The organism is Timonella senegalensis JC301, assembly GCF_000312125.1.
Classification (GTDB): Bacteria; Actinomycetota; Actinomycetes; order Actinomycetales; family Cellulomonadaceae; genus Timonella; species Timonella senegalensis.
In genome coordinates, this window is sequence record NZ_HE978641.1 from 539528 (window position 1) to 565058 (window position 25531).

The 25531-nt window shown below is 62.7% G+C and carries 22 protein-coding genes and 1 riboswitch; of the genes, 9 read left to right on the top strand and 13 right to left on the bottom strand.

Features of this window, described 5'->3' with window-relative positions; genetic code table 11:
- Positions 1–797, top strand: a 797-nt coding sequence (locus tag HGSM_RS02335) for a glycoside hydrolase family 3 C-terminal domain-containing protein (RefSeq protein ID WP_040594249.1), incomplete at its 5' end; no start/stop codon positions are given.
- Positions 798–906: 109 nt separating this feature from the next.
- Here HGSM_RS02335 and HGSM_RS02340 read toward each other — a convergent pair.
- The 3 genes from HGSM_RS02340 to HGSM_RS14305 form a co-directional block, all read right to left on the bottom strand.
- Positions 907–1236 (bottom strand): hypothetical protein, encoded by a 330-nt coding sequence (locus HGSM_RS02340; RefSeq protein WP_019147128.1) that lies wholly within the window; start codon positions 1234–1236, stop codon positions 907–909.
- A gap of 271 nt (positions 1237–1507) precedes the next feature.
- Positions 1508–1681 carry a CsbD family protein gene (locus tag HGSM_RS02345; RefSeq protein WP_081581319.1) on the bottom strand — a complete coding sequence of 58 codons (174 nt, stop codon included), beginning with the start codon at positions 1679–1681 and terminating at the stop codon, positions 1508–1510.
- 94 nt (positions 1682–1775) lie between these two features.
- Positions 1776–1949, bottom strand: coding sequence for a hypothetical protein (locus HGSM_RS14305; RefSeq protein ID WP_019147130.1), 174 nt, complete (start codon positions 1947–1949; stop codon positions 1776–1778).
- Between the two features lie 399 nt (positions 1950–2348).
- Between HGSM_RS14305 and HGSM_RS02350 the strand changes: the two genes are divergently transcribed.
- From HGSM_RS02350 to metE, 3 genes are all read left to right on the top strand, one after another.
- Complete coding sequence (locus tag HGSM_RS02350; RefSeq protein WP_019147131.1) at positions 2349–3596, top strand: amidohydrolase; 1248 nt, start codon at positions 2349–2351, stop codon at positions 3594–3596.
- Positions 3597–4111: 515 nt separating this feature from the next.
- Positions 4112–4219, top strand: a riboswitch (SAM riboswitch).
- A 7-nt stretch (positions 4220–4226) separates the two neighbouring features.
- On the top strand, positions 4227–5225 hold the full coding sequence (locus HGSM_RS02355) for a methylenetetrahydrofolate reductase (protein WP_019147133.1): 999 nt from the start codon (positions 4227–4229) through the stop codon (positions 5223–5225).
- 52 nt (positions 5226–5277) lie between these two features.
- Complete coding sequence (metE, locus tag HGSM_RS02360; RefSeq protein WP_019147134.1) at positions 5278–7608, top strand: 5-methyltetrahydropteroyltriglutamate--homocysteine S-methyltransferase; 2331 nt, start codon at positions 5278–5280, stop codon at positions 7606–7608.
- 230 nt (positions 7609–7838) lie between these two features.
- Here metE and HGSM_RS02365 read toward each other — a convergent pair whose 3' ends face one another.
- The 4 genes from HGSM_RS02365 to HGSM_RS02380 form a co-directional block, all read right to left on the bottom strand.
- A complete protein-coding gene (locus HGSM_RS02365) occupies positions 7839–9377 on the bottom strand; it encodes a basic amino acid/polyamine antiporter (RefSeq protein WP_081581269.1) in 1539 nt (512 codons plus the stop codon).
- Positions 9378–9387: 10 nt separating this feature from the next.
- Positions 9388–10653, bottom strand: a complete 1266-nt coding sequence (locus tag HGSM_RS02370) for an arginine deiminase (RefSeq protein WP_019147136.1) — start codon at positions 10651–10653, stop codon at positions 9388–9390.
- 334 nt (positions 10654–10987) lie between these two features.
- The gene (locus tag HGSM_RS02375; RefSeq protein ID WP_019147137.1) at positions 10988–13831 is read right to left on the bottom strand and encodes a cation-translocating P-type ATPase; all 2844 of its coding nucleotides are present in this window, start codon (positions 13829–13831) and stop codon (positions 10988–10990) included.
- A gap of 330 nt (positions 13832–14161) precedes the next feature.
- Positions 14162–14728, bottom strand: coding sequence for a P-loop NTPase family protein (locus HGSM_RS02380; RefSeq protein WP_019147138.1), 567 nt, complete (start codon positions 14726–14728; stop codon positions 14162–14164).
- Between the two features lie 50 nt (positions 14729–14778).
- Here HGSM_RS02380 and HGSM_RS02385 point away from each other — a divergent pair, with 50 nt between their 5' ends.
- The 5 genes from HGSM_RS02385 to HGSM_RS02405 all read left to right on the top strand — a co-directional run bounded on the left by HGSM_RS02385 (position 14779) and on the right by HGSM_RS02405 (position 19955).
- Complete coding sequence (locus tag HGSM_RS02385) at positions 14779–15411, top strand: phosphoribosylanthranilate isomerase (protein WP_019147139.1); 633 nt, start codon at positions 14779–14781, stop codon at positions 15409–15411.
- Between the two features lie 309 nt (positions 15412–15720).
- Positions 15721–16512, top strand: coding sequence for a bifunctional hydroxymethylpyrimidine kinase/phosphomethylpyrimidine kinase (gene thiD, locus HGSM_RS02390; protein WP_019147140.1), 792 nt, complete (start codon positions 15721–15723; stop codon positions 16510–16512).
- A 228-nt stretch (positions 16513–16740) separates the two neighbouring features.
- The gene (locus HGSM_RS02395) at positions 16741–17598 is read left to right on the top strand and encodes a sugar phosphate isomerase/epimerase family protein (RefSeq protein ID WP_019147141.1); all 858 of its coding nucleotides are present in this window, start codon (positions 16741–16743) and stop codon (positions 17596–17598) included.
- A gap of 161 nt (positions 17599–17759) precedes the next feature.
- Complete coding sequence (locus tag HGSM_RS02400) at positions 17760–18299, top strand: NADPH-dependent FMN reductase (protein WP_019147142.1); 540 nt, start codon at positions 17760–17762, stop codon at positions 18297–18299.
- Between the two features lie 132 nt (positions 18300–18431).
- Positions 18432–19955, top strand: a complete 1524-nt coding sequence (locus HGSM_RS02405) for an SDR family NAD(P)-dependent oxidoreductase (protein ID WP_019147143.1) — start codon at positions 18432–18434, stop codon at positions 19953–19955.
- On the opposite strand, the gene HGSM_RS02410 is transcribed toward HGSM_RS02405, so the two are convergent.
- The 6 genes from HGSM_RS02410 to HGSM_RS02435 form a co-directional block, all read right to left on the bottom strand.
- Positions 19934–20362 carry a (deoxy)nucleoside triphosphate pyrophosphohydrolase gene (locus HGSM_RS02410; RefSeq protein ID WP_019147144.1) on the bottom strand — a complete coding sequence of 143 codons (429 nt, stop codon included), beginning with the start codon at positions 20360–20362 and terminating at the stop codon, positions 19934–19936. The genes HGSM_RS02405 and HGSM_RS02410 overlap by 22 nt on opposite strands.
- 132 nt (positions 20363–20494) lie before the next feature.
- A complete protein-coding gene (locus HGSM_RS02415; RefSeq protein WP_019147145.1) occupies positions 20495–20740 on the bottom strand; it encodes a helix-turn-helix domain-containing protein in 246 nt (81 codons plus the stop codon).
- Between the two features lie 336 nt (positions 20741–21076).
- Entirely contained in the window at positions 21077–22336 is a 1260-nt protein-coding gene (locus HGSM_RS02420) for a pyridoxal phosphate-dependent aminotransferase (RefSeq protein ID WP_019147146.1), read from the bottom strand.
- Complete coding sequence (locus tag HGSM_RS02425; protein WP_230197465.1) at positions 22333–23673, bottom strand: App1 family protein; 1341 nt, start codon at positions 23671–23673, stop codon at positions 22333–22335. The genes HGSM_RS02420 and HGSM_RS02425 overlap by 4 nt, the downstream gene beginning before the upstream one ends.
- 3 nt (positions 23674–23676) lie before the next feature.
- Complete coding sequence (locus tag HGSM_RS02430) at positions 23677–24222, bottom strand: low molecular weight protein-tyrosine-phosphatase (RefSeq protein WP_040594251.1); 546 nt, start codon at positions 24220–24222, stop codon at positions 23677–23679.
- 72 nt (positions 24223–24294) lie between these two features.
- A complete protein-coding gene (locus HGSM_RS02435) occupies positions 24295–25407 on the bottom strand; it encodes an NAD(P)/FAD-dependent oxidoreductase (RefSeq protein ID WP_019147149.1) in 1113 nt (370 codons plus the stop codon).
- Positions 25408–25531: the final 124 nt, after the last annotated feature.

A 25531-nucleotide genomic window follows, 5' to 3' on the forward strand; every position in this document is an offset into this window, starting at 1 on the left:
ACGAGGCCCTTGCGCTGGCAGCAGACGCAGACTACGTGGTGGCCGTGGTGGGAGACGCCATCCCACTCGTAGGTGAAGGCCGATCGACCGCCACGCTCAACCTGCTCGGCGGGCAAGAGAAGTTGCTGGACGAGCTCGCAGCGCTGGGCAAGCCCATGATCGTGGTGCTGCTCGCCTCGAAGCCACTCGTCCTGCCCGCGTCGGGCTTGGGCGCTAACGCTGTGGTCTGGGCGGCGAACCCAGGCATGCGCGGCGGACAAGCGCTCGCGGAGTTGCTGTTCGGCCAGATCGAACCATCGGGCCGCCTGCCCATCACGTTCGCCCGCCACGTAGGCCAGCAGCCCACGTACTACAACCAGATCCGCGGACAGCACGGCGACCGCTACGCAGACCTGACCCAGGACCCCCAGTGGGCGTTCGGGTACGGACTCTCGTACACCACTGTGGAGTACTCGAACTTGGTTTTGGATACGACCGAGCTTCGCGTGGAGGACACCATTTCAGCCACCGTGACTCTGACCAACACGGGCACGCGCCCTGCGTTGGAGACCGTGCAGGGATATGTCTCGGATGTAGTGACCTCCGTGTCCTGGACCGACAAGGAGCTCAAGGGGTTCACGCAGGTCCTGGTTGGACCGGGCGAATCCGTGGAAGCGCGAATCGAAATCCCGGTTGCCGACTGCACCATCGTGGACGCTTCCGGGCGCCGCGTGGTCGAGTCGGGCGAGTTCGAGTTGCTCGTGGGGCCGTCCTCGCGTGACGCGGACCTGCTGCGCGCCGGGTTCGTGGTGGCGTAGGGGCGCCGGCTCCGGGGCGCCGGCTCCGGGGCCAGTTAGCGACCAGGCTTGGCCAGGGGCTGGGGCTGGGACGATGGGTGCGCTGGAAGGTGCGCAGGATCGTCGAAAATCAGGCGTTTGTGTCTATGACGTGCTTGAGTTCGAACGACAGTTCGGCGCCCTGCTTGAGAATCCGGGCGCCGAACATTGGCTCGGAGTCCAGGGTGGCGGTGAGTGTGCCGTCTTCGGCGATGGCGGTGACTTTTGCCCAGAGGCGTTCCTCGCCGGCGGGGAAGATGAAGCCGAGTTTGACTAGGTGGCCCGGTGCGATGCGCTCCTTTTGGGCAGGGCTCGCGATGCGGAAGAAGTGCGGGTCGGCGGCGTTACCGGCTACTGCATCGACAAGGGTAAACGAGCCCTTGGAGCCGCCGTTTGGCAGCAGTGAACGAATGTTAATCATGAGCGGGCCTTTCTACGACGCGTGAGCGAGGCCCATCATATGCAGTAACAACGTGACAGCAGACTGGATGAGCCGCGCTAATTCGACTTACTCGCATTCGAATGCGGAGCCTGGTAGCGGAGAACCCCGGAAAGGCTGCGGCGTGGCTGCGACCTACCTGCTGCCAACACCCCTTACAGGTGAGACCAGACATGAAAGTGGAGCCCCGGCGACAATGGCCGGGGCTCCACTTGTACAGAGTAGGAAATTAGGATTACGAAAACGTCAACGCTCAGTGCTTGAACGTGTCCTTGACATCTTCGCCAGCCTGCTTGGCGTTAGCTTTGGCTTGGTCAATCTTGCCTTCGGCTTCCAACCGCTCATTGTCGGTCATCTTGCCAGTAGCTTCCTTGACCTTACCCTTGGCTTCTTCAGCTGCGTTACTGATCTTGTCACCGAGACCCATAGGCTTCTCCACTTCTTCAGTGTTCCTTTCGGACTGACCACTCAATCGTCACACCAAAACGCCGGGCGCGCATCTGGAACGGTCACGTTCCGCGTTAGAAGCTTGAACCGCCTGAACGGCGACCACCCTCACGGCTTTCTTTGGTTACATCTTTGGGCTCTACCGGCTGCGATGCCAGCCCAAGTATCGTTTCGACGTCTTCATTGGCGTCCTTCGCTGTGTCTTGGAGTTCTGCTGCGATCTCGTTTGCCTTGTCGCCGACTGACATTGCTTTTCCTCTCACACCTACGGTGCCGCGCCCGCGGCCTCTACTCATGATTGCGCGAGCGCTCCTGCTTTTGCACGCATTTGCACGAACTTCCACCCGGTACAGTGCGAGTGCTTTTGCACGCGTATGCACGAGCTCCCACCCGGTACAGTGCGGAAACTCGCCTGCCTCCCCTTCCTGCCCCTTCTCCTGCCCCCCACTCGCTCCTCTAGCCCGCTCCTACCCATGGCGAGATTGCACCTGGGGGTCTGAGATTGTCCGGCTGCCGGACAATCTCAGACCCCCAGGTGCACTCTCGGCGAAAGTTGGCGGGGCGAAAGTTGGCGGGGCAGTGGGGCAAGGTTCGGGGCGGTGAGCGGGGTACTGGGTTCGGGTGTCGCTCCGGCGTAGCATTGGGAGATGACTGACTTTGCTCCCGCCTCGCGCGCGGCCGAGTTCCACTCCGCCGACTCGCTCCGCCTTGACCTCCTCAACGTACGCCCGTGGGGTGGCGACGCCGTAGACATAGTTGTCAGCGGTGGCAAGATCACGGAAATCAACCCCCACCAGCCCGGCCGCCCAACACCGGCGGACGCGCGCATGGTCGACGGCAAGGGACTTCTGGCGCTGCCCGGCTTCTCCAATGTTCACGCCCACACGGACAAGTCTTGGTGGGGTAAGCCGTGGGTATCGTATGGCGGCGTTGCCACGACCCAGGGCCGCATCGAACACGAGCGCGCGCACCGCGACCAGTTGGGCATTCCGGGCGTTGAGGTTTCCACGAGCGTCATGCGCGAGTACCTCCGGCACGGCACCACGACCCAGCGCACCCACGTGGACGTGGACCTGGGCATCGGACTCCGCGGAATCGAGGTGGTGCGGGAGGCTGTGGCAGCACTCGGAAACACGATCACCACCCAGATCGTCGCATTCCCGCAGGATGGTGTTCTGCGCCGCCCCGGCGTGCTTGACCTACTCGGCCAGGCGGCAGCCGCCGGCGCCGACTATATCGGTGGCCTCGACCCGGCCTCGATCGACCGGGATCCCGTGGGCCAGCTCGACGGCATCTTTGCCATCGCGGAGAAGTACGGCTGCGGCATCGACCTTCACCTGCACGACCCTGCTGAACTCGGAGTCTTCCAGATCGAGCTCATGATCGAACGGACCATTCGCCACGGTCTTCAGGGCAAGGTGAACGTCGCCCACGGGTTTGCCGTGGGCCAGGTTGACCCCGGATATCAGGCCGAGCTCATTGCGCGCATGGCAGAGGCTGGCATGTCCATGACATCGGTCTCGCCGCTCAAGGTTCCGCCGCTCCCCATCAAGGCGATGCTCGAGGCCGGAGTCCCCGTGGGCCTTGGCACCGACGGTTTCCGCGATCTGTGGGGACCGTACGGCGATGGCGACATGCTCAAGGTCGCGCTCAAGACAGCGCAGATGTGCGGCTTCCGCTACGACGAGGATCTTGTGCTCGCGCTCGAACTCGCTACCTCACGCGGTGCAGCATTTGCGGGTGTCCCCTCCCAGAACCTCGCGGTGGGCGACCGCGCGGACATCGTCCTCCTCGACGCAGAGAACCCGATGGATGCACTGGTTCGTACCCCGCGCCGCGAGGCCGTGCTGGCCGGCGGAAAGATCGTGGTTTACAAGGGCGAGCTCGTCATCTGAGGCGCCTCGCCAGAGCGGCAGCAAGACTCCCGACAGTAGGGCGGGGTGTGGCAGGTGGGGCCACACCCCGCTTTTCATTGCTCCGACCCAACCTCAAAAAGATGCCCCAGCGTGGTCTCCGACTCCCCCCAAAAAAACACACTCCGGGCCAAGCCCAACCCCCACCCTAAGTTCCTCTTGGGCGCCCTCGCCTGAGCCCTCCCCAAAACCAGCACCCCAGCGCGATCAACGTGGCCCCGTTTTCCTCTAGGCCAACCCAAGCACCTCACCTACAGCCTCAAGCAGCTTGGCCCTAGGCGGGACCTCTCCACCGCCACCAGCCCCACCCGAAGCGTCCGAATGACGGACGCGCAAAAAGTTCTCGACGGCAGAATACTCGCCCCATCCCAACCCAACCCACCCAACAATCGGCTATGTAGAGCCAATTCCGCGAACCCTTCACCCGTTAACGTTTGTTCACTATTTAAGACGAGTGTTGTCCGGCTTTTTCCCTGGATACAGACTGTTGTTCACCAGTTCCATCCAGAGCGGTCGAGAGTCCTGGCTCATTGACACCGCAGCAACCCTCCTCGAACGGAAGCCTCCAACCGAGGAAAGGGTGCTAACGCCAGATCCGATGGAGATTTACCTATGGCTTCCTTTGACGTCTCTTTAGCCGCGCGCGGATTCGCTCGACCGACACTGTCGTTCGAGCTCATGCCACCGCGTAACCCTGATGCTGCGCCAAAATTTTGGAACACCGCTCGCAAGCTCGTTGAGGCCGGACCGGACTTTGTGTCGGTCACCTACGGCGCCGCAGGCAGCGACCGCGACACCGCGCGAACCGTTGTGGAGCGCCTGGTCAAGCACACCAACGTGCTTCCGATCGCGCACCTGACCTGCGTTGGGGCAACCCGTGACAACGTCGCCGACACCATCGATGACTTCCTGTCGATCGGCGCCCGCACTTTCCTCGCACTGCGCGGCGATCCTCCCAAGGGCGACTCCGCATGGCAGCCACCAGCGGACGGAGTCCACTCCACAGTTGAGCTGATCGAGCTTCTCCGTGAGGTTGAGTCCGAGAGGTGCCACGCTGATGCGCCGGCCGCGCTGCGCGGCGCCGCCAAGCCCCTGACAATCGCCGTGGCGACGTTCCCGGAGGGCAACCTGGACGCCGGAACATCTCCCGAGCAGGAGGTCCGAAGGCTCCTGGAGAAGCAGCAGGCCGGAGCGAACTTTGCCATCACTCAGCTCTTCTATGAGGCCGAGTCGTACTTCAAGTTCACGGACCTTGCCCGCCGCGAGGGCGTCACGATCCCCATCCTCGCAGGCATCTTGCCCATGACCGACCCCGACCGCTTGCGCAGGGTCGAGCAACTCACCGGCGTCACGCCTCCTGCCGCGCTGCTCGCGGACCTCGACGCCATCTCAAGCCCCCACATGAGGCACTCCTACGGCATCGAGGCTTCGGCCCAACTTGCCAGGGATGTCCTCGCCGCAGGCGCCCCCGGCCTGCACATTTACACCTTCAACCGGCATGAAGCGGCGCTCGATCTGCTCGAGGGAGTCAACCTCGGCAGCATCCTTGCGCCGTCCGAGTTGAGTACGGCAAGCGGGCCGCAAGTCGGCGCGTCTCCCGTCGCGTTCTAAACACTTATCCACACCCGTCGCGAGCGCGACGCCATCCACACGAAGGATCCCTATGTCTACCGCACTCCCCTTCCCCCGCGCCTCGGTGCTCGGCTACCCACGCATCGGCAACCAGCGCCAGCTCAAGCGCGCCGTGGAGTCGTACTGGTCGGGCAAGTCGTCTCTCGAGGACCTCACCGAAACCGCCGCACAACTGCGCCACGACACCCGCAGCCGCCTCGTCGAGCTCGGCCTCGGCAAGGATGACGCCTCGATCCCCGAGTCGTTCTCCTTCTACGACCAGGTCCTCGACGCCATCGCCGCGTTCGGTGCGGTTCCAGCCCGCTTCTCCTCGCTTCTCGACGATTCTGGTCACCTTGATCTGCCCGGTTACTTCACCGTGGCGCGCGGAAGGGGCGAGGACGCCCCGCTTGAAATGACCAAGTGGTTCGACACGAACTACCACTACCTGGTCCCAGAGCTCGGTCCGGACAGCACGTTCTCGCTCGTGGGAACGCAGTACGTGGACCAGTTCAATGAGGCCAAGGCCGACGGGTTCGTTACCCGTCCGGTCGTGGTGGGTCCGGTGACCTTCCTTGCTCTGTCCAAGGCCGCCGAGGGTGCACCCGCAAACTTCAACCCGCTCACCCTTCTGCCCGCGCTCGTTCCGGCGTACGTCTCGCTGTTGGAGCAGCTGGCCGAGGCAGGCGCGCCTTGGGTCCAGTTCGATGAGCCAGCCCTGGTAAACGAGAACCTCGCAGCATCCGGACAAGAGTTACGCGAGGCGGTGGCGTCCGCGTACGAAACCCTGCTCGCTACCGCTAACCGCCCGCAGATCGCGATCGCCGCTCCCTACGGGGGACTCGAGGAGTCGTTCGCGGCAGTGGCCGCAACCGGGGTCGAGGCGATCGCGATTGACCTGGTCAAGGGCTCGATTCCGGACGCTACGGGCGTGGACCTGTCTGGCACCACTATTGCGGCAGGCGTGATCGACGGACACAACATCTGGCGCGCAAACCTCTCGGACAAGCTCGCGATTCTGGAGCGCGCGGAGGGACTGGGCGCCGCAGCCATCACGGTAACCACCTCGACCTCGTTGCAGCACGTCCCTTACACCCTGGACGCCGAAGCCAAACTCGACGCCGAACTTAAGACCTGGCTCGCGTTCGCAGAGGAAAAGGTCCGCGAGGTCGTCAACCTTGCGCGCGGACTATCCGAGGGACGGGGCGCAATCGAGGATCTGGTCACGGACTCGCGGACTGCGCTGAATCGTCGTGAATCAGCACCTGGCGTAAACGTGGCCGAGGTGCGCGCGGCAACGGCCGCGCTCACGGCCACTGACTTTGACCGTGAGGACGCTGAAGAGCGGCGCGCAGCGCAGGCGACGAGGCTGAACTTGCCGCCGCTGCCGACCACCACGATCGGGTCGTTCCCGCAGACCACTGCGATCCGCAAGGCGCGCGCGGCGAACGCGCGCGGGGAGCTTGCCACCGAGGGGTACGAGCAGGCGATGCGCGACGAGATCGCGCAGGTCATCGCGTTGCAGGAGGAGCTGGGACTGGACGTTCTGGTGCACGGTGAGGCCGAGCGCAACGACATGGTTCAGTACTTTGCCGAGCTGCTTGATGGCTTTGCGGCGACGGAGAACGGTTGGGTCCAGTCGTACGGGTCGCGCTGCACCCGTCCGTCGATCCAGTGGGGCGACGTGTCGCGCCCGGCGCCGATGACCGTGCGCTGGGCGGAGTTTGCTCAGTCGCTGACGCGTAAGCCGGTGAAGGGAATGCTTACCGGGCCCGTCACGATCATGGCGTGGTCGTTTGTGCGAGATGACGTGCCGCTGCGCGAGACGGCAAACCAGATCGGCCTGGCACTGCGTGCCGAGGTGAATGACCTGGAGGCTGCGGGAATTGCGGCGATCCAGGTTGACGAGCCTGCACTGCGCGAGCTGCTGCCGCTCAAGAAGCGCGACCACGCGGACTACCTGGACTGGTCGGTGGGCTCGTTCCGGCTGTCCACGGCCGGCGTACGCGTGGACACTCAGATCCACACCCACCTGTGCTACTCAGAGTTCGGTGAGGTCATCGACGCGATCGACAACCTGAACGCGGATGTAACCTCGATCGAGGCTGCACGCTCACGCATGGAGATCCTTCCGGAGCTCGCGGACGCCGGGTATTCGCGTGGCGTAGGTCCGGGCGTGTACGACATCCACTCGCCTCGCGTGCCATCGGTTGGGGAGATCCAGGAGCTTTTGGAGCTCGCGGTGAAGTCCGTGGACCCAACGCTGCTGTGGTCGAACCCTGACTGCGGCCTGAAGACTCGCGGATACGACGAGACGGTGGCGAGTTTGCGGAACTTGGTTGAGGCCACGGAACTAGTAAGGGCACAGCAGAGCGAAGCGTAAGTGAAGGACCGAGCTTGCGAGGCACTTCGCTGAAGCGCAGCGCCGCAGTGCCCGATCAATGAGTTCAGGGCACAGCAAGCCAACACCTTCTCGTTGGGGCGTCTTGCGCGAGCCCCCCAACGAGAACTGACGTAAGGCCGGTAGGCGCCAATTCCTGGGCGCGCCTACCGGCCTTGTGAGTCTTGCAGTCTGTCCGAGCTCTTCTTGTGGCTCGGCCGTGTGGTGCGCCGCTAGAGCGCGATCGTTCCCGTGGCTAGGAACACGATTCCCAGCACGCCCGCGATGACGAGCACCGCGAACCCTATGCCCTCCGTCTTACTGAAGACTCGCCTGTTTTGCTCTCGCCTGGTCATGATGAACATGGTTGTTCCGAGTGCGTAGATCACGCAGGACACTAGGAGTATGTCGAGTCCCGCTACCGCGATGAGGATGATCGAGTACACGACCGCGAGCGCAGACATGATCAGCTGTTTTCGTGTGCCCAGGATCGCGGCGTCGCCCTCTGGTAGCTTCGTCAGCTGTGCGGTGCCCCGAATGTCGCCCCACGCCACTTTGACTGCGAACGCACTGGCCAGCAGGTATGGGACGAGGGACATGACGCCGGTCATCGTTAGGGAAAACTCGAATGCGTCTTCGGACAATATGGTGACGAACAGAAAGAGCATTGAGGTCGTCGACGACATGATGAGTGCGTTGATCGGCGTGTGATTCTTGTTCAACTTGTTGAGGAATCGTGGCATGTCGTTGTCGCGGGCTGCGGTGAACATGACCTCTGCCGCCATAAGCGTCCATGCCAGGTATGCGCCGAGCACGGAGATGATGAGTCCCATGGAGACGAATGTTCCTCCCCAGGGACCCACAACCTCAGCAAACACTCCTGCCATTGATGGCTGGCGTAGTTCTGCGAGTGCGTTTTGGGTCATGGTTCCGTAGGACACGAGCGCGACAAGCGAGAAGAGCGTGAGCACACCCAGGAACCCGCCGATCGTAGCTTTTCCTACGTCGGAGCGTTTGCGTGCGTAGCGCGAGTAGACGCTTGCTCCTTCGACTCCAAGGAAGACGAAGAGCGTGACCATCATGGTTTTGCTGATCTGCGTGGGCAGCGATCCGTATCCGTCGCCCCAGAAGTTGGCGGCGAACACGTCCGTGTCCATGAGTACCGCGGTCACAATTACGAACATGACGATTGGCACTACTTTTGCAACAGTCACGATCCTGTTAATGATTGTGGCTTCGCGTATCCCGCGGGCGACGAGGAAGTGGAAGATCCACACTCCGATCACGGAGAGTCCTACTGCAAGTAGGGTGTCGCCAGAGCCGAGTCCCGGGGCAACTGCCCCGATCGTGGACATTATGAGCACCCAGTAGGTGACGTTTCCGATGCAGGCGGACACCCAGTATCCGAATGCGGAGATGAATCCGGGCAACTCGCCAAACCCACTCTTGGCATATGCGTAGACGCCGGAGTCTAAGTCTGGCCTGCGGCTTGCGAGCCATTGGAACACGAGGGCGATTGTAAGCATTCCACTGCCGGCGACCAGCCAAGCGATGATTGCACCGAATACGCCGGTGGACTGGCCAAAGTTTGAGGGCAGGGAGAATACTCCCGCGCCCACCATGGAGCCAACGACCATCGCGGTGAGTGTTGCTAGTGAAACCTTTTTGACCGCGGAAGTCCCGGAGTCCCCACCAGACCCGCCAGGCCCACTATTCCCCCCGACGTCCACGGCTGCGCCGCCTGTGGAGTTCCCTGATATTTGTGCGTTCATTCCTTGGCCCTCAGAGTTCTATTGAGTCACGTTCAATCGGGCAGGTCATGCAGTGTCCGCCGCCTCGACCACGTCCGAGTTCCGCACCAACGATAGGAAGGACTTCTACCCCAGCCTTTTCGAGGAGGGAGTTGGTGACGGTGTTTCGGTCGTAGGCGAGGACGACACCTGGCTCGAGTGCGACGACGTTGTTTCCGGAGTCCCACTGCTGGCGTTCGGCCGCGTAGTGGTCGCCGCCGGTGCCGATGACGCGCAGGCTCGAGCCGATTCCGAGTGCCTGTGCGACGACGCTAAGGAAGTCGCTGTCTTCGCCCCGGATGTCTAGTCCAGATTCTCCCGTGCCAGGCCGGATCGAGATTGCGGTCATGTTTTCCACCACCGGCTTGTAGGCCGTGACGCAGTCGATGTCGACGAACGTCATGACTGTGTCGAGGTGCATTGCGGCACGGGAACGTGGCATGACTGCGACGATGACGTGTTGCGCTGCGTTGGCTGCGAAGAGTGCCTGTGCAACCTGCGTGATTGCTTGGCGTGAGGTGCGCTCGGACATTCCGATGAGCGCGACTCCGTTGCCGATTGGCATGACGTCGCCGCCCTCGAACGTGGCGAGGCCTTTGCTGACTTCGGGATCGCCCCACCACACGGTGGCCTTACCTGCGAAAGTTGGGTGGTGGGTGTAGATGAGCTTCATGAGGAGAGTCTCATCGTGCCGGGCTGGCCAGTAGAGCGGGTTGAGGGTAACTCCACCGTAGATCCAGCAGGTGGTGTCGCGGGTGTAGAGCGTGTTGGGCAGAGGCGGCAGTAGGTAATCGCGGGCGTCGGCATCTGTGCGCACGAGAGTCCGTGCTCCCGCGTTGATCTCGCCTGTCAGTTCGTCCACCGACAGCCCTCCGATGAGGTGGTTTGCGATTTCTGTGGAGCTTAGGGAATCAAAGTAGTCCCTGGTTTCTTTGATGAGTCCTAGGCCCACGAGGTTGGGGGTTAGGACCCGGTCGAGAATCCAGTCGAGTGCGCCCGGTTCTTGGAGCGTTTCGGCGAGTAGTTCGTGGAGTTCCAGTACGTTGACTCCGCGGTCGCGCATGGTTTTCTGGAAGTTGTGGTGGTCCTCGATTGCTTGGTCTACCCACATGACGTCGTCGAACAGGAGATCGTCGCAGTTTGAGGGCGTGAGACGCCGGTGTGCGAGTCCCGGCCGGCACGTGAGAACTGTCCTGAGTTTCCCCACTTCGGAGTTGACTGAGAATGTTGGGGTGGCGTATTGGCTTGGGGAGTTCATGAATTCTCCTTAGTGCGCATCATTGGGTATTTGCGTTTCACGGTGGGCAATGCGCGTGCGTGTTTTCTCATTCGCGGTGGCGAGTGGATAGGCGTTCGTTAGGAAACCCACCCAGACACACCATCGCTGTATAAAAGTTTGGCAATGTTTTGGGCAAGCACAAGAGGATAATTGTCCCGGTTTGGGCAGAATTTGAGATCCGTCACACGGCATTTCATGGTTGAACCTTTACCCTAGAATCCCCTGGACACCACTTCTGCGTAGCTCGGGACGCCACGGCCAATCCTGCCACGGCTCCCGACCCCACGCTCAGCGTCTTGAGGTCTTTCGCCCTCTATCCGCGCTTGTCTTCGGTGCGCCTCTGCACCAGCTTGCCCAGCTCAACAATCAGGAACACTCCGACCGCGAGCGCAATCGTCAGCCCCCAGCGGTCCAGCGAGATCGGTGTGGAGCCAAACCACGAGTTCATTGCTGGTACCAGAGTAAACACGAGTTGCAGCGCGATGAGGGCGCTCGCGGCGATCCAGACCATCTTGTTTCCGCGCAGCACGTCCGGGGTGATGGATGAGCGGTGCAGGAACCTGCAGTTGAGCAGGTACGCAAGCTGCCCAACGGCGAGCATCGTGACCGCGGTTGTGTGCACGACCTCGGGCGCTGACCCACGCGCGGTTTCGATGGCCACTACCAGTAGCGTCACGCCACCGATGAGCAGCGAAACCAATCCAACGTGGAGCACCGCCCCTCTGGTCAGCACGCCCTCGCGCGGGTCGCGCGGCTTGCGTGACATCAGCCCAGGCTCGCCGGGCTCGTAGGCCAGCGCGAGCGAGAGCGTCACGGCAGTAACCATGTTGACCCACAGAATCTGGGCCGGGGTGAGCGGTAGCGCCCAGCCGAACAGAACCGCCACGAGGATCACGAGCGACTGCGCACCGTTGGTGGGCAGCAGGAACACCACGGATTTGCGGATGTTGTCGAAGATCCGTCGCCCTTCCTCGATGGCACGCTCGATCGTGGCAAAGTTGTCGTCCGCGAGCACGACCTCCGCGGCTTCCTTGGTCGCCTCGGTGCCCTTGATGCCCATGGCCACGCCCACGTCTGCGCGTTGGAGCGCCGGCGCGTCGTTCACGCCGTCACCCGTCATGGCGACCACGTGTCCGTTGGTCTGCAGCGCCTCAACAATGCGCAGTTTGTGCTCGGGGCTCGTTCGCGCGAACACGCGCACGGTCTTGACCGCCTCACGCAGCCCGTCCGGCCCCAGTTCGTCCACGTCGGCTCCGGTCATGACCGCCCGTCCCGTGTGGCCTGCGGGGCAGGCCACCGTGCCGTCCGCCTGATTAACGACGATTCCCAGCTCCAATGCGATCGCCGTTGCGGTTCCAGCGTGGTCACCGGTGATCATGACCACGTCGATGCCTGCGCGCTGGCATTCCGCAATGGCTGCAACGGCTTCTGGACGCGGCGGATCAACGATCCCCACTAGGCCGTACATGACCAGCCCAGCAATATCGTCGAGAATCAGGCTTTCGGCGTCTGCGAGTTCGGTGCCGGCAACGACCTTGCCGGCCACGGCGAGGACGCGCAGGCCGGTCGAGCCGAGCTTTGCCTGGGCGTTCTCCCAGTAGGTGAGGTCGAGCGGGACGAGCGTGCCGTTAGCCGCGTACTGGTGGGTGGCACGGTCGAACAGTCGGTCGGGTGCGCCCACGGCATGGAGCGCAACGACCTGTTGTGGGGCGTCGCCGAGCACACCCGCGGGGGCCTCATAGGCGTCGATGGTGGCCATGAATTTGTGGGAGGACTCGAACGGAACGACTGCGCGGCGCTCGTGCGCAACGTCGAAGCCTGCCTTGGTGGCCATGACGCGTATGGCGCCCTCGGTGGGTTGCCCCACGAGCCGCCAGTGTCCATCCTCCTCGATGACCTGGGCGTCGTTGCACATGGAGCCGGCGGCCATCAGCCGCGCAAGCAGTGGGGCGTCACCGAAGGTTACGGGGCGGTCACCGGAGCGGAGTTCGCCCACCGGCTCGTATCCCTCGCCGCTGACGGTGAACTGGGCCTCGGAGGTCACCACCACGCGGGCGGTCATCTCGTTCTTGGTGAGCGTGCCGGTCTTGTCCGAGCAGATCGTGGTGATGGAGCCGAGTGCTTCAACTGCGGTGAGTCGGCGCGTGATGGCGTTGCGGCGGGCCATCTGTTGGACGCCCATGGCGAGCGTGATCGTGACGAGGGCCGGCAGGCCCTCGGGGACTGCTGCCACAGCAAAGCCGATCGCGGCGGAAATCGTCTCGTCGAGCGTGAAGTTGTGTACAAACACACCGATCAGGACCATGACCAGCGCCATCACACCCACGGCGATCGCGATGAACTTTCCCAACGATGCCAGTTGGCGTGACAGCGGGGTCTCAAGCTCGTCCACCTCGGACATGAGGGTTTGAATACGGCCGATCTCCGTGCGCGAACCCGTCGCGCTCACAACCGCGACGCCGGTCCCCGAGACCACCAATGTTCCGGAGTGAAGCATGTTGGTGCGGTCCCCCACGGGGGCGTCCGGTTCCACTGCCTCGAGCTGCTTGACTGCCGCGTCGGACTCACCGGTCAGGATCGACTCGTCCACCTGCAGGTTCACGCACTCCAGCAAGCGCATGTCGGCGGGGATGCGGTCACCGGAGCGCACGCGCACCACGTCGCCGGGAACCAGGGTCTCCGCGTCCACGGTCACCCAGTTTCCGTCGCGCTTGGTGTCTGCGGTCAGCGCAAGCAGCCCCTTGATCGAGTCGAGCGCCTTTTCCGCGCGGCCCTCCTGGAACATTCCTACACCCACGTTGACCACGGCAACGATCATGATGATGGCAAAGTCGAGCCAGTCGCCAACAAAGGCCTTGAGCACACCTGCGCCCAGCAGGATCAGGATCAGAACGTCGGAGAGGTGAACCCAGATCTTGGCAAAGACACCGGGCTTCGGGGGCGTGGGGGTAGCGTTGAAGCCGAGTTCCCGGGCGCGGGCCTCGGCTTCAACTGTGGAGAGCCCATCGGGTGCGGATGCGAGAACATGGAGTAACTCATCCGTGGAGCGCGCTGACGCCAAAGTCGCATCAAGAGCGTCAAGTGCGTCCTGCCCGAGGGGCCGGTCTATGGGGTTCTCTGAAGTGTGGGTGAGTCCGCCTACTGGGGTCTCGGTCATCGCTGCTCCTCGGATCGCGCGAAAAAGTGTGTCTCCACCTGTCACGCTATCGAGAAAGGAGTCAAAGCGCTCCACCAGTGCTCACATGCGCTGCAAGGCTGGCCTGGTAGCTTGCCATCCGTGGATTTTCACTTTTGTTGGGTCGCACGGACGGCAACGGCGGACTGCGTGGGGCCGGCGGCTACGGGGTCTCGCCAGAAGTACAAGAGGTGTCGGCACCTCTCCCACAACAAAAACCTTACTTGACCAAGTTTTTACCTAAATAGGACCGAGTGCCTATTTTTCTTTACGCCCAAAGGTTCTGGGGACGTGGATCCCTCCGACAGCCACTCACAGACCGTTGAGCCTGCGCCATTCGCGCACTTGGCGCGCGCTCGCCAGCCGCACCACCACGGCCTCGCCGGAGGCGTACTGCGAGGCCAACTGATCCTCCAGGTCGTCCAGCTTGTGCCGGGTCTTCCATCCCCACCACAGGATGTTGTCGTCGCACCGCTTGAGCCACACGGAGGGCCCCGGCTCGCGATTTCCGTTCCACAGCTCGCCGCCAGAGCGCCATCGCCCCACGGTCCGCCGGGTCAGCCTCGCCATGCGACGCCCGATTGGCAGGTCCAGCCACACAAACACCTGCGCGCGCGGAGTGATGAGCGGACGAGCCAGCCTGTACTGCCACTCAATAATCCACTCGTCGCGGTTCAAAATTGCCTGCACATCATCAAGAAATTCGGCCCGCGGCTCCCAGTGGGGCCCGTGAAAGAGCGAATCAATTTCCGTGTACGGAATATCCTTGGCCTGCGAAATCGCCTCGCACAACGTGGTCTTTCCCGCCCCGCTCGTTCCCACCACCGCGATCCTACGCTGATCCGGTTCAAGCCTGTACTCAACTCCACGCATGTGCATACTTCGAGACTACCGCCGCCCACCGCTCGCCCCAGAACTAGACTTGCCATATGACCCCACAAAGCCCGCTGTACGTGAAGGTGTGCGGCCTCAAGACCGCCGAGTCGGTCGCCGCCGCGATCGGCGCTGGCGCCGACGCCGTCGGCTTCGTGCACGCCCCCGGCAGCCCGCGCCACCTCGAGGCCGCTCAGATCCGTCCGCTGCTCGCCGCAGCGGCTGAGGCCGCTGGCAACACGCGCGTGGACACTGTCCTTGTGGTCCGGTCCCTTATTTCCGACGATGCAGCACGCCTCGCTCTCGACCTCGGAATGTCCGTGCTCCAGTTGCACGGGGACTATTCCAAGCAGGATTTCGAACGCGCGGAGGCGATCTTCTCCCGCGTGTGGCGAGCAACATCGCTGGCTGCGAGGCCGGACCTTACTGTGGGGGCTTGGGGCGAGGAGATGCTCCTACTTGACGCACCCAAAGCGGGTTCGGGTGAGCGCTGGGACTTGGGCACAATCGTCGAGAATCAGCCAAAGGGGCCGTGGCTGCTAGCGGGCGGGTTGACCCCGGACAACGTGGCCGAGGCGATAGCCACGGCCCACCCCGCGGGAGTGGACGTGTCGAGCGGGGTCGAATCGGCCCCGGGCGTCAAGGACCTGGCCAAGATCCGGGAGTTCGTGCGCAACGCGCGCGGCTAGCCCCGCCTCCTTCGCCTGCCCTTCCCCTGCCTTCCCCTCACACACACATTCATCGAACGGATGATTATGGATCCGTTGGGTGTCGAACGGATCCATAATCATCCGTTCGATCGAGTGCGGCCACATCGAAGGCACCACACGAGCGAAACTCCCGGAACTGGTCCGCTCGAACACGCCAAAACTGGACCAGCCAATCCGTGTTTTGTGTCCGAATATACTGGTCCAATTCGTGGAATCAGCCGCGCGAGCGCGCACGCGGGCGTACCCTCGAAAACATGGATCCCCACACTAACTTGATTGGACACAGACATGGTCAACTTCGCATACGTAATCGCCGGGTCCGAGGCAACCGGCGGCGCCGGAATCCAGGTGGACCTCAAGACCTTCCAGGAGCTCGACGTCTATGGGCTCGGCGCGCTGACCTGCATCGTCTCCTTTGACCCCCAGGACAACTGGAACCACCGCTTTGTACCAGTAGACCCTCAGGTCATCAAGGACCAGATCGAGGCCGCAACCTCGCTGCACGACTTGTCCACCGTCAAGATCGGCATGCTCGGCACCCCCGCCACGATCGACGCCGTTGAGGAATCACTGAAGAAGCAGCAGTGGACCAACGTCGTGCTCGACCCAGTCCTCATCTGCAAGGGCCAGGAACCGGGCGCAGCACTCGACACCGACACCGCACTGCGCGAGAAGATCCTTCCCCTCGCAACCGTGGTCACCCCTAACCACTTCGAGGCAAAGACCCTGTCCGGCATGGACGAGATCAACTCCGTGGACGACCTCATCGAGGCGGCCAAGCGCATCCAGGCACAGGGTCCGCAGTACGTCATTGCCAAGGGCGGCGTGGAGCTCCCAGGCGAGTACGCAGTTGACGTCCTGTTCGACGGCAACGAGGTCACGATCTTCTCCGAACCAAAGATCGGCGAGGAGCGCGTATCGGGCGCAGGCTGCACCTTCGCGGCCGCGATCACCGCGGAGCTCGCCAAGGGCTCGGACATCAAGACCGCAGCAGGCGTGGCCAAGAAGCTCGTCACCGAGGGCATTAAGACCCGCGTTGAGTCCAAGGCTCCATTCGCATCGATCTGGCAGCAGGCGTAGCCCTCTCCCCAGGCAGAGCCAACGCCCGGCCCGCCCACCTACGTGGATAGGCCGGGCGTTTTTGTTGACCCACAGTTCACCGTAAGGCCCCGATCAGTGCAACCACCTATGCAATCGCCAGCGCCACCACCTGCGCAGAAACGCACACAGATCCTGCTACCAGCACCGGCACACAATGTTCACCGACCCTGCGGTTGTCGGATCTCGAATTCGCAATAGGGTTGAACCATGCCCGGTTCCCAGATCAGCGTGACACTATCCACCGCCTCCGTTTTCCCACGGCGCGCCTCCTATGGGTTCGAACTGGCCGCACGCTCGGGGTACGACGGCATGGAAGTGATGGTGTGGTCGGACCCGACAACCCAGGACGCAACCAAACTGATCCACCTGTCCGACAAGTACGACATCCCCATCTCCTCCATCCACGCGCCGTCGCTCGTGGTCAGCCAGAACGTGTGGGGAGTTCGCCCCGCTCGCAAGCTTGAACGTGCGGTTGAACTCGCGGAGCAGGTGGGAGCATCCACCGTGGTGGTCCACCCACCATTTGTGTGGCAGCCCCGGTATGCCTCGGTGTTCGCGGACCACGTCAAGGTCCTGTCCAAGGGCACTGGGATCACGATCGCCGTGGAGAACATGTACCCCTGGCGCCGCAAAAACCGCGATTACCTGGCATACCTTCCGCACTGGGACCTGACCACACAGCACTACGACGCAACCACGCTGGACCTTTCCCACGCCTCCACGGCCCTACAAAACTCGCTCGACGTTGCCACCGCGCTCGGCGATACCCTCCGGCACGTCCACCTCGCGGATGGAACGGGCTCTGCCAAGGATGAGCATCTTGTTCCCGGGGTAGGAAACCAGCCCGCCCGAGAGGTTATTGAGCACCTAGTGAAGAGGGACTGGAACGGGGATCTCTGCGTGGAGATCGGGACGCGCAAGGCGGATTCCCCAGCGCACCGCGAGGCTCTCGTGCACGAGTCACTCGCGTTCGCGCGCGCCGCGATCGCTGGCACGCCGGCTCCCCGATTGCTCGTCGCCGAGGACGAGGCAAAGCACCACCACCCCACCGATGCTTGGACGTAAGCCCGGCTCCACATCCCGGGTGAGGCACGTCACGAGTCCCGCCTCTTCACGGCGGAATAACCTAGAGTAGTTGATGGTTCAAGTTTCTGTAGGGCGTGCATTTCGCCCAGCCCGCAGCATCAACAAGCGGCCCCGAGCCGCCAACATCTAGGAGCACACCTGTGTCTGTAAAGATCGGCTACATCGTTGGATCCATCTCGTCCACCTCGATCAACCGTGCGGTTTTTGAAGCCCTGAAGCTCAACGCACCCGAGGGCGTCGAGATCAACGAGATCGAGATCAAGGACCTGCCCCTCTACTCCCCTGACTTCGACGCCGAGTACCCACAGGTAGCGCTCGACTTCAAGGCAGCGATCGCAGGTTCGGACGCCGTAATCGTCTCCACGCCTCAGTACAACGACTCGTTCTCCGGCTCCGTGAAGAACGCCATCGACTGGGCATCACGCCCATGGGGTCAGCACTCCTTCAACTCCAAGCCAACCGCAGTTGCAACCGCCTCGATCGCCCCTCACGGTGGCAACAAGGCCGGCGGATTCCTCGCAGCTGTACTCGAGTTCGGCGAAGCCAAGGTCATGGAGAACCAGATCAACGTGTTCGTGAACGAGAACGTGTTCGCTGCTGACGGCAACTTCGCTACCGAAGAGCTCAAGGCAGAGGCACGAGAGTTCATGGCAGCAGTCGCCGCGAACGCTGGTCTGTGATCCAACCGTTCGCACGCGAACGCCGGTAGGCACACTCTCTTGCTGAAAAGGGGCCCCTCGGGGCCCCTTTTCTGACCCCAGCGTGACGTACAGCACCGCGGGACCGCGCCAAAATCGTCGATAATAGAACCCGTGTCCGCCCCCACCTCGCGCCCAGAATCCACCGATCCCAATTACGCGCCGCTCGACGCGGCAGCGCTAAAGGACGCGCTCACGCTCATCGAGAGCGCGAACAACTTGCCCGAGGACCACCCGGACCGGGTGCGGCTCATGTTCGCCACGGCGGGCCTGTACAAGTCGGTGAAGAAGAATCGCCGCGCAGCGGCGAAGCAGAAGGTGCGGGCCGCTGACAATGCGGTCATCGCGGCCACTGCCACCGGCGCGCCCACCCGGATTGACGACGAAACTGAGGGCTTGGACCTCGTCTCACCTTCCAGCGGCTCACGCAGCGCTGGCACGCTCAACCGCGCCCAGGCCTGCTACATCTGCAAGGCCGAGTACACCCAGGTGGACTACTTCTACCACCAGCTCTGTCCCAACTGCGCGGAGCTCAACCATGCCAAACGCGATGCCCGCACCGATCTGCGAGGAAAGCGCGCGCTGCTGACCGGTGGGCGCGCCAAGATCGGCATGCACATCGCCCTGCGACTGCTCCGCGACGGCGCGCATCTGACCATCACTACCCGCTTTCCCGGCGACGCGATCCGCAGATTCAAGGCTCTGGAGGACTCGGGAGACTGGATCGGTCGCCTCAAGATCGTGGGCATCGACCTGCGCGACCCAGCCCAGGTGGTGGCGCTCGCCGACGAGGTCGCCTCCGACGGCCCGCTGGACATCCTCATCAACAACGCCGCGCAGACCGTGCGCCGATCCAAGGGCGCGTATGCGCCGCTCGTGGAGGCAGAGAACGCACCGCTCCCCTCGGGCCTGCTGCCGCAGTACGTGCGGCTGGGGCGCTCATTTGACGCACACCCCGAGGCCCTCGAGGGACAGGTGCACCCAGGCGTGCACGGTAACCCGCTCGAGATCGCGCCCGTCAACCCATCCGTCACCACTCCAGAGTTGCTCACCAAACTTGCGATGACGGCGGGATCGGCCTCGCTCGAGCGCGTCGCCACAGGAACCGCGATCGACGCGGGAGGGCTCGTGCCCGACTTAGTCGACACAAACTCGTGGGTCCAGGGCGTCGAGAGCATCGATCCGCTTGAGCTTCTTGAGGTTCAGCTCTGCAATTCCACGGCACCGTTTATCCTGATCAGCCGGCTGCGTGAATCAATGCGCGCGGCGGTGGCTGCAGGCGCGCACCGCGCGTACGTGGTGAACGTGTCCGCGATGGAGGGTGTGTTCAACCGAGGCTACAAGGGCCCCGGGCACCCGCATACCAACATGGCCAAGGCAGCACTCAACATGCTCACTCGCACGAGTGCGCGCGAAATGTTCGAGTCCGATTCAATCCTCATGACCTCCGTGGACACGGGCTGGATCACCGACGAGCGCCCGCACACCACCAAGGCACGCCTAGCGGAGGAGGGCTTCCATGCCCCACTTGACCTGGTCGATGGCGCAGCGCGCGTGTATGACCCAATCGTCCGGGGCGAATCGGGAGAGGATCTGTTCGGTTGTTTCCTGAAGGACTACGCGCCGAGCAACTGGTGATTGCCCACCATGTGCTCGATGATTCGCACGTCACCGTCTAGCCAGTCGTAGCCGCGGGCACCCTCAAAGGCCGTCCACTCCAAGAGGTCGTGCTCAATGAGCGGCTGAGGTTCGCCGTCAGTTAGTACCGCGAACCACAGGCGCATGATGTGGCGATCTGTGATGATCCATCCACCGCCATCGGGACCCGTGATCTCACTACCCAGTCTTACCTGCACGCCCAGTTCTTCACGGAGTTCGCGGTGCAGGGCAGCCTCCGGGGTCTCTCCTGGCTCCGCCTTTCCGCCAGGAAACTCCCAGCGCCCCGCGATCTCTTGCGGTCGGCTCCGCCGCGCAACAAGAAGTGTTGTAGGGTGCTCAAGGTCGTCAACGATAGCCGCAGCGACAACTAGTTTGCGGGTGTTCATGGCTGCTCCAATCGTGAGGCATGTTTGCTACGTCCAAGGTAATGGTCCCATGATTTATTCCGCGCGAATAGCGCGGGTACGCAAAAAGCGGCCGGTCCCCGCGGGGGAACCGGCCGCTTCTTGATAGCGCGATCAGACCTCAGGAACGTCTTGGATGCCTGCTGCGCGTGCCCACTTGACTGCGTCTGCTCGAGTGGAAACGCCGATCTTGCGGTACACGGATCGCACCTGCGACTTCACAGTGTTTCGTGTAACAAAGAGCTTTGTAGCGATCTGCTCGAGGGTTGCCTCCTCGGACAGGTTTGCCAGTACAACACGTTCGCGGCGAGTCAGGTCTTTGCCAACACCTACATTGCCGACTGTCTCGATTGTGCTCATATTTTCCTCCATGTAGTTTCCGGCACTCGGTGATGCGGCCGAGTCCCCCGCCGGGTCGGTTCTCTTAACTATCTAGAGTCCCCACTGAATGAATCATTACGCAGATTTCCCTGCTATTTTCGGTAAATCTTTCAACCATCTTTGGTCCCTGTCATGGTTTGTACTGTTTTATCCGCATAAAGCATACAGGCAGCACGTCCAGGTGTGATGTAAATCACAGAATATTTTCCGTCATAACTTTTATACCTGCTCTCATTCTGGACATACCTGCACAGAAGTTCGCTGACCTGCTACCCACTTGTGACGGACCTCACTGGGTGTTTCGCTGGTGCACATTCACACGCTCTGCTGCCAGGTGATAGTGCGCTCCATTGCCTCCGCCACCGAGGCCTCGTCAGAGGCAAAACTGAGCCGGACCCACTCATCTCCCGCGACCGAATCAAAGTCGCTTCCCGGGGTCATCGCAACCCCCGCCTCATCCAGGAGGCGAGCACACCACGTCCGTGAATCTAGGCCTGACCCGGAGATGTTCGCGTACACGTAGAAGGCGCCATCCGCGGGCGCGACTCGTGTCCACCCCAGCCGTTCGAGCGCGGACAAAACCACTTGCCGCGACGCCCGATACCGCATCGCATCCTGACGCGCCGCCGCGTAGCCTCGCTCAGAGAACGCCGCGATCCCGGCGTACTGCGAGAGCGCCGGCGGGCACAGAGAAACATTCCCCGCGAGCGCATCCGCGGGCGCGATCAAATCCTGGGGGAGCAGGAGCCAGCCCAGCCGCCAGCCGGTCATCGCCCAGTACTTTGAAAATGAATTAACGACGATTGCCCCAGTTCCCACATGACGCGCGGCCGTTGCCAGCCCCATTTCCCGAGCGGGCTGGCCGTTGGCCTGGGCTACCTGGGCTGAGTCCCCACCATCCGAGCCGCTCCTGCTCTCCGAGCCCTCCGCGCCGTTCTCGGTCGGGTACGTGATCCCGTGGTAGATCTCATCCGAGATGAACCGCACGTCGTAGTCCGCGCACCACTGGGCGAGCGCATCGAGTTCACGCCCCGTGAGCATCGTGCCCGTGGGGTTTGCGGGACTCGCTACGATCAGGCCATCCAGCCCGCCGTTGTAATAGGCCTCTTGGAGCTGGGAGATGGTGGGTTGGTAGCGGGTCTCGGGTCCGCAGTTGAGCTCGACCACCTCGATGCCCAGAGAGACCAGGATGTTCTTGTACGCCGGGTATCCCGGACGCGCCAGCGCCACGCGATCACCAGGGTCAAACGCGGCTAGGAACGCGAGGACGAATCCACCCGACGACCCAGTCGTGATCGCAACCTGCGCAGGATCGACGTCCACGTCGTACCAGCGCTTGTAGTGCGCTGCGATCTCTTGGCGCAGCGCGGGAACGCCTAGCGCCTCCGTGTAACCAAGGTTCTCCGTGGAGAGTAGTTCGATTGCGCGCTCGCGCACCACATCCGAGGCACCCGTTGCCGGCTCGCCCGCGCACAGGTTGATGATGGACTCACCTGCTGCTTTACGCCGGTTGGCCTCGGCAATGATGTCCATAACAGCGAACGGCGGGACCTGCGAGCGCGCCGAAACCTTCATCGTGTACCCCTCGTGTTGAGCAAACCGTACTCGCTGAATCGGTCCATGAGTGCGTAGCCGTCCTCACCTTCAAACACGGGGACTTCTGGTAGTTCGAAGTGTCCGCGAATCTCGGCGCGCTTGTTCGCTGGGTTTGCGCCGGTCGTGCCGTGGGATAGCACAGCCTCGGACGGGCTGAGCTGTCGAATTGCTACGGCCTTCACGTGCTCGGGTCGGCTAGCGGTGAACTCTTGGTAGATGACTGGGTCGTGCTGGCCGTCGTCGCCGGAAAGGATCCACTTGACGGACGGGAAGTCCATAGCGAGGCGCGCAAGAGCTCGTTCCTTATGCTCTCGTCCGGAGCGGAAGAACCCGGTGTTTGTGGGCCCCCAGTCAGTCATGAGCATCGGACCAAGCGGGAAGCGGTAGCGCACCAGGAACCTGATCATCGCGGGCACCACGTTCCACGCTCCTGTGGACAGGTAAATCACAGGCAGCGAGTCCACAGTCTCTTCGAGCCTGCGGTAGAGTTCCGACATTCCCGGAACCGGTTGGCGCGCCTTCTCCATCATCACGAACGAGTTCCACGCCGCCAAAAAAGGCCTCGGCAGAGTGGTCACGATTACGGTGTCGTCTAGGTCGGAGACGAGTCCCATGGTTTCGGCGCGTCCGATGACGCGGACACCGACCGTGGCACCGCCACGGCCCAAGGTCCGTCCACTTCCCGACGATTCAGCATCTTCCAGCGCCTGCTCAGCTGGGACGACCTCGTCATGGTGCGGGTGGGCTTGCCCAAGGCTGTGGGTCAGGGTGAGGGAAACCTCGTGCCAGCCAGCATCAAACGTGCTGGGCAGCACCACGTCGATGTATCCGCCCTCATCCGCGACCACACGAAAGGTCCGGTCGCCGACAGTAACAAACACGGGGGTCTCGGGCGATTGCACCGTGAAGAAGCTCCGCCAGCCCCGGACCGCCCGCTGATGGACCGGCTTGTTCTTCAGCGCGGAGGTCCTAAAGACCGACGCGCGCTTCTTGGGCGACACCATCACTCGGGCAAGGACCCGTACCCAGCCCTGGGGTGGAGCCGAGGAGGAAACATCCGCAGCGGGTTCTTCGCGTTCGATTCCGCCTGAGTGGCTAGACCCATCAGCTCGATCCACGAGCGTAAAGGTCGCAGAATCAGGGATCGTGAACGTATCGGTCTCAGCGGAAGCCCCGTACCCGACGAAGGGTTCGATGCGCTCCTGCCAGCCCAATTTGCGGAAGAAACTCGCCGCGAACCGAACCACGGAGGTCTCGGTGCGCCGTGCCCAGTGGGGTCGGCTGGACACCCTCACCGGCTGGATTTCCTTTCCCATGCTTCAGCGACCACCCTGTGAGTCAACACCCAGAAGGGCCGTACGAATATAGTCGATAATTCCGTCCATGGCGGCCTCCACCTGCTCGAGACATTCCTCAAAGTCCGAGGTGTCACCGTACCAAGGGTCAGCCACATCCAGCAGCGACTCGTCCTGGAAGTGTGTGGCTTGGGGAGCGGCGGGGTCGAAGGACCGGAACATCCGTACGTGATCGAGCGGGACGCTCACGTCGAACATGTCGGCGAGCCTGCGCACAGCACGCGCATGCGAAGCCGTCATGGTGAGCACGAGATCACGAGCTTCGAGGTCCTCGAACTCGATGCGCCGAGCGCGGTGGGCGGTGAGACCCGCATCGGTGTAGCCAGCGGCGGCAAGGACTCGGCGGGCGCGGGGATCGAGTGGGTTCCCGGCTTCCTCGCTACTCACTCCGGTCGAGTCGACTTGAACCAAGCCCGACAATCCCTCCCGAACGAGTCGCTCACGAAGAACGATCTCTGCCATCGGGGACCTACAAATGTTGCCCGTGCACACCATCATGACCCTGGCCATGCTTGCCTCCAGGCCTTTGAGCGGCTCACATAGGCCAGCCGCTGGGAAATCTACCAATCTAAGCCTAACGGTTTAGGCCGCAGACTCCTCGTTGCGCAGCAGGCGAACAATCGGACCCGCCATCAGGTCGTGGCCCTTCAACTCGGCTGTCTCGTGTGCACCGACAACCTTGTGGGAACCGTCCGGCAACTCGATCTGCGAGGCTCCTCCGGTGGGTCCGAGCGGCAGAATAATGCGCCCCGGACGCGGCATGTACCGGAAAGTCGGCTCCTGGCCTTGGATCATCGCCTTGATATTCTTGGCGGCAACCCGCGCCTGCACCATCGCGGTGTGCGCGCGCTTGGTTTCCGCAACATCGTTGACGTCGCCCACGGCAAATACGTTGTCGAACCCCACGACCTGCATGGTCGGCTCAACCCTGATGCGGCCGTCGTGCCGGCGTGCTGCGCCGAGCTGTGCATCTAGGTAGTCGGACTCCTGCTTGTTGCCGTACGCGCGGAACCAGATCTGCGCCGAGATTTCGGTACCGGCCGAGGTCGCGACCTTGAAGTCCTCAAACACACCCACGTCTACGGGAGGCATGTAGCCGAGGACCTCGCCCAGCACAAACTCAACTCCCGCGAGCCCCAGCTGACGCATCAGTTCCTCGCGCAGTTCGGGCGTGTATTCCTCTGCGTGCAGGATCTCCGTATTACGGTCCACGATGGTGACCTTGAGTCCCGGGAAGGCGTGGACGAGTTCGCCCGCAAGCTCGATTCCCACTGGACCCGCGCCCACAATGAGGACACCCGATGCCTGCGCCAGCGCTTCTCGTTGCCGATCTAGGCGGGAGCGGGCGACCCACGCACGCTCCTCGATGAACTTGGCAGGGAACGGGTAGGAGGTTCCCGTGGCCAGCACGATGTAGTCGGCATCAATGCTGCTGGTCGCTGTAAACATGACCCTTTCCGGGGTCACGAGGCGTGCGCTGTCCTGCACGATTCGGCCGTTGATGAGCAGATTGTCGAGCGAGTGGAACACATGCTTGTCCCAACTGGCGTCCACCGTGGACCGGAGGGTTCCCGAGGCATGCACAAAGTGGTCCTTGGGTTCGACCAGAGTCACGTCAGCAACCTCGTCTAGTTCGCGCGCAACCGTGGCTCCCGCATAACCGCCGCCAACAACTACGATTCGAGGCTTGGTCATGTCAGTCATCCTTACTCACAGGGAGGCGCGTCATACGGTTCGCTGGTGCATCCCTATTGAGCGATGCACTCTGAGCGTACGTGTGAGGCCGTCGGTCCGGGTCGATAACTCGCCCAGCCCAGGC